This is a genomic window from Nocardia neocaledoniensis (assembly GCF_029868625.1).
In the GTDB taxonomy this organism is placed as follows: Bacteria; Actinomycetota; Actinomycetes; order Mycobacteriales; family Mycobacteriaceae; genus Nocardia; species Nocardia neocaledoniensis_A.
In genome coordinates this window covers 1-4,478 of record NZ_JARWOJ010000213.1, presented here as the reverse complement: position 1 = coordinate 4,478, position 4,478 = coordinate 1, and the positions used below count along the sequence as shown (strand labels likewise).

Below are 4,478 nucleotides of genomic sequence, written 5' to 3'. Positions count from 1 at the left end.
CCGGTGATGAGCTTCGTCGCCGACGACATCACCGGCACCGACGGCGAATGGCGCGTCGCCGGGGTGGGGGGGGGGGGGGGGGGGGGGGGGGGGCGGGGGGGGGAAGGGCGCCCAAATAAAGACGCGGGCGCCCCCCCCCCGCGGGGGGGCGCCCCCCGCCTTCTTGTGGCGGCTCTCCCCCCCCCCCCCCCCGCCCCCCCCCCCCCCCCCCCCCCACCCCGGCGACGCGCCATTCGCCGTCGGTGCCGGTGATGTCGTCGGCGACGAAGCTCATCACCGGATGCCGGTCGAGGTCGAGCAGGCGCGGTTTGCGCAGGTCGCGGTCGCGTCGGGGATTGCCGGTGGTGATCGCGGCGAGGTCGACGGCGCCGCTGACGGTCGCCGGCTGCCCGTCCGGGCCGAGCGTGAGGCGCCCGTCGAGCACCGGTACCGAGCCCTGCACGGTGTGCCCGAAGTGCCCGACCCGGAAGTGGGCGGTGCTGTCCTGTGCGGCGGCTGCCCAGCGCACCGAGCGCCGCTCGCCCAGCATGATCCAGTTCATGACCGTGTCCCTTCGGCATAGATGTCGGCGGTGTCGCGGTGGCGCAGCACCGGATAGATCTCCACCCGGTCGGGGCCGGGCAGCAGCTCGGGGTCCTCGCCCGGCAGCAGGTCGGTGGCGAGGATGGCGTCGCGCACCGCGTGCAGCGCCGCCTCGGACTCGCCGAAACCGATCAGGACGCCGGAGCCGTCGGCGCGGCGCAATTCGTAGTACTCGAGCAGTCCGGGCACGGTGGCCAGCGCGGGACCGATGCGGTGGGTCGCCGCGAAGTCGGCGGCGGCCAGCTCGGCCTCGGTCCGTGGCCGGTCGAACCAGACGAGGTGTGCGTACATGATTTTCAACTCCTGACCTGGGGGATTCGGTGCTTCCAGCCTCGCCGCCACGATGCCGCGCCGGATCAGTGCCAGTACGCATTCGCGGTACTGAACTTCGCGCGATACTTGGCTGGTGCAGACTCCGGCGGTCGGGCGGCATCAGGAGATCGCGCTGTTGCGCGCGGCGGCGCTGTCCGCCGCGACGGGCGCGAGCCGCTTCGTGCTGATCAGCGGTCCCGCCGGGATCGGCAAGTCCTGGCTGGCCGAACGCGCGGTCGAGCTGGCCACGGAGGCGGGCCTGCGGGTGGCGCGCGGCAACGCGCTCGACGACGCGGGGATGCCGCCGCTGTGGCCGTGGCACCGCGCCGCCCGCGAGCTACCCGAGCTGGCCGCCGCGCTCGACACCGTCACCGAGCCCGGCGGCGGTGCGGCGGCGCAACGATTCCGGATGTTCACCGAGGTCGCCGATGTCCTCGCGGCCGAGCCGGGGCTGCTGCTCGTCTTCGAGGATCTGCACTGGGCCGACCCCACCTCACTGGACCTGCTCACCCATGTGGCCACGCAGACGCCGCGGGCCGCGCTGCTCATCGTCGGCACCGCGCGGGAAGCGGCGGGCGAGCCGTTGCTCGAGCACCAGGCCGGGTGGCTGCGCCTGCCCCACGCCAGGGCGCTGTCGGTGCCCGGGCTGACGGCGCCCGAGGTGCGGTACTGGCTCGAACAGCTCGGCCTGCCCATCGATCTCGCGGCTGACCTGCGCGACCGGACCGAGGGGAACCCGCTGCTGGTGCGGCTGATCGTGGAATCCGGTCTGGCCGAACGAGGGTGTGATACCGATGCCGTGCTCGCGGTGCCCGGTGTGCGCAGATTGGTGCTCGCCCAGCTGGATCGTCTCGACCCGGACGTGGTCGAGGTGCTCGGCGTCGCCGGCGTGCTCGGCGAACGAATAGATGTCGCGCTGCTGGCTCGGGTCGCCCGCCTGGTCGCCACCGAACCACCCCGTATCGTGCGTCGAGACGGGGTGGAAGCCCGCGATGCGGATGGCGACAGCGACGCATCCCGTGATCGCCTCGAAGCCAGTGTGATCGCAGCCGTCGACGCCGCCGAATCGGCGGGCATCGTGCGCCGATTCCCGGACGGGACAACCGGATTCACCCACGCGTTGGTCCGCGACGCCGTGTACGCCGACCTCCGTCCCGCGCGTCGTCGTGCCCTGCACCACGCGGCCGCGCGAGCACTGGACGAACGCGGCGGTCCGGATTCGGCGACGGCGGGCGCGATCGCGACCCACTGGCGGCACGCCCGCGTCGCCACGTCCGAGGCCACGCACTGGGCCAGGCGAGCGGCCCGTGCCGCGCGCACCGCCGCCGCCTATCCCGAGGCGATTCGCTTCGGGCAGTGGGCGATCGAATCGGTGGGCGCCTCCGCCCCCGAGGCCGAGCGGGCCGAGCTGCTGATCGACCTCGCCGGTGACGAGTTCGCCGCGGGCCACCTCACCGACAGCCTCGAGCACTGCGAGCAGGCGGCGGCGCTCGCCGAACGCGCCTCCAGGCCCGAGCTGCTCGCCGCGGCCGCGCTGGTGGTGCACGGCGTCACCACGCCCACGGTCATGACGCGCATCGATCAGCTCTGCGCGGCGGCGCTGCGACGACTCCAGCCGGGACGGCACGACGATCCGATCGCGCGCATCCTGGCCAGGGTGGCGCTGTCGGCGGCCGATCGCGGTGCGGGCGCCGAGGCGAGGGCGCTGTCGGAGCAGGCCATGCGCGCGGCGGGCCGCTCCACCGATCCCGATGTGGTGCTCGACGCCATCCACGCCAGACACCTGTCGCTGGCCTCCACCGAATACCTCGAGGAACGAACGGCCTTGGCGGCCAGGGCGATCGAGATCGCCGTCGACGCCGAACAGCCGCTGGCCCAGCTCTGGGGACATGTGTGGACAGCCGACGCGAGCCTGCAACGCGGCGACCTCACCGCCTTCGACGACGCGCTCGACCGCATCGCGCTGCTCGCCGAACGCCGACGGCTGCCGATCGCCCGCTGGCATCTGCTCCGGCTGCGGGCGACCCGAGCCGTGCTGGTCGGCGAGCTGGCCGCCGCGCTCGAATTCGATGCCGCCGCCCATGAATTGGCGCTCGGCATCGGCGATTTCTCGCTCGCCGGACTGCACCATGCCTTTCGCGGGATGCACGCGGCGATCCTCGGCGAGGTCGACCGAGCCGAAATGACCGCGGCCGTCGACGCGTTGGCCTTCGCCCCGAAAATCCCCATCGCCCAGCTCTTCACGCCGATGATGCTCGCGCTGGCCGGTGACCTCGACGAGGCGCGCGCCCGGTTCGAGCCCTTCCGCGATCTCCCCGATACGCTCGAGCGCGGTCCACGCTGGTCCGGCACCGTGTTCTCGGTCGGCCTGATCGCCCAACTGCTCGACGACACCGAGACCGCCGACCGTGTCTATCGCGCACAGGCCGGGCAGGAGCCGTATTACTCGGCCGACGGCACCGGCGCCCTCATCTGCGTGAGCTCGCTGGCCAGGGTTCGCGCCGACAACGCGCGAGTCGCTGGCCACCTCGACGCCGCGGTCGAGCTGTATCGGCAGGGCCTGGTCATGGACACCAGGATCGGGGCGCTGCCCTTCGTCGCCCTCGGCCACCTCGGTCTGGCGCGCACCCTGCTGGCCCGCGCCGAACTGCCCGCCGCGCGCGAGCACGCCGAGCGGGCCGCCGCCGGTTTCCGCCGCCTCGGCATGACCCATCGCCTGGCCACCGCCGACGCCCTCCTGATCGAGATCGCGGCGGCCGCCCGCACCGCCGACCCGCTCACCCGACGGGAACGCGAGGTGGCCGACCTGGTCGCCGCCGGCCTGACGAACCGCGACATCGCGGCCCGCCTCGTCCTCTCCGAACGCACGGTGGAGACGCACGTCCGCAATATCCTCGCCAAGCTCGGCGTCGCCAATCGCCTGGAGATCGTCCGGGGAGTGCGCTAGCGCTCATCGAACGCCGATGAGAGACCGGCGGCATCGGAGTTGCACCGACGCGTTCAATGCTTTGCAGCGCAACATAATTCGCGTACGATTGGCGACGGGGGGAGGCCGTCTACTGGCAGATGTAGTGGTGCCCCTTTCCAGCTACAGTTCAATTGGAGGGGAAAATGCGAAAAATTCTCGCGAAAACCGCGCTTGCAGGAGTTTTGGCGATCTCAGGGCTGGTGATGTTGGGATCTCCGGCGCATGCGCAAAGCGCCGACGAATACTGCGTTGCCGGCGGCGGCCAGGTGGTCGTGCGTTACAACGATGGCGAACGATACTTCGTTTGCCAGGGTGGTCAGTACGACGGTTGGATTCTCGGCCAACCGGTGGCCCGATAGTTGATGCTTCGGACTAAGAGTGACAGCTGAGTGCTCAGCTGTCACTCTGTTCCGAGCCGAGGAAGGGGGGGGGGGGGGGGGGGGGGGAGGGGTGGGGGGGGGGAGGGAGTGAGGATGGTGGGGGGGGCGATGGGGGACGGGCGGAGCGGCGCGCAGGGTCTCGTAGCTGGGATACGGGTCGTGGCGGCGGTGCGGCGCGACGCTCTCCAGCACCGCGATCTGCACCGGGGTCGGGTCCTCGACCGCGACATGATCGG

4 protein-coding genes are annotated in these 4,478 nt (G+C 71.9%); 2 read left to right on the top strand and 2 right to left on the bottom strand.

Going from position 1 to position 4,478, the window contains the following annotated elements; translation table 11 throughout:
• Positions 1-28: 28 nt before the first annotated feature.
• Positions 29-541 carry a YceI family protein gene (locus QH270_RS15865; protein ID WP_280342702.1) on the bottom strand — a complete coding sequence of 171 codons (513 nt, stop codon included), beginning with the start codon at positions 539-541 and terminating at the stop codon, positions 29-31.
• Positions 538-873, bottom strand: a complete 336-nt coding sequence (locus tag QH270_RS15860; protein ID WP_280342700.1) for a hypothetical protein — start codon at positions 871-873, stop codon at positions 538-540. Before QH270_RS15860 ends, QH270_RS15865 begins: the two co-directional genes overlap by 4 nt.
• 115 nt (positions 874-988) lie before the next feature.
• Between QH270_RS15860 and QH270_RS15855 the strand changes: the two genes are divergently transcribed.
• Positions 989-3,841 (top strand): ATP-binding protein, encoded by a 2,853-nt coding sequence (locus QH270_RS15855; protein WP_280342698.1) that lies wholly within the window; start codon positions 989-991, stop codon positions 3,839-3,841.
• Between the two features lie 164 nt (positions 3,842-4,005).
• On the top strand, positions 4,006-4,221 hold the full coding sequence (locus tag QH270_RS15850; RefSeq protein ID WP_280342696.1) for a hypothetical protein: 216 nt from the start codon (positions 4,006-4,008) through the stop codon (positions 4,219-4,221).
• Positions 4,222-4,478 lie beyond the last annotated feature (257 nt).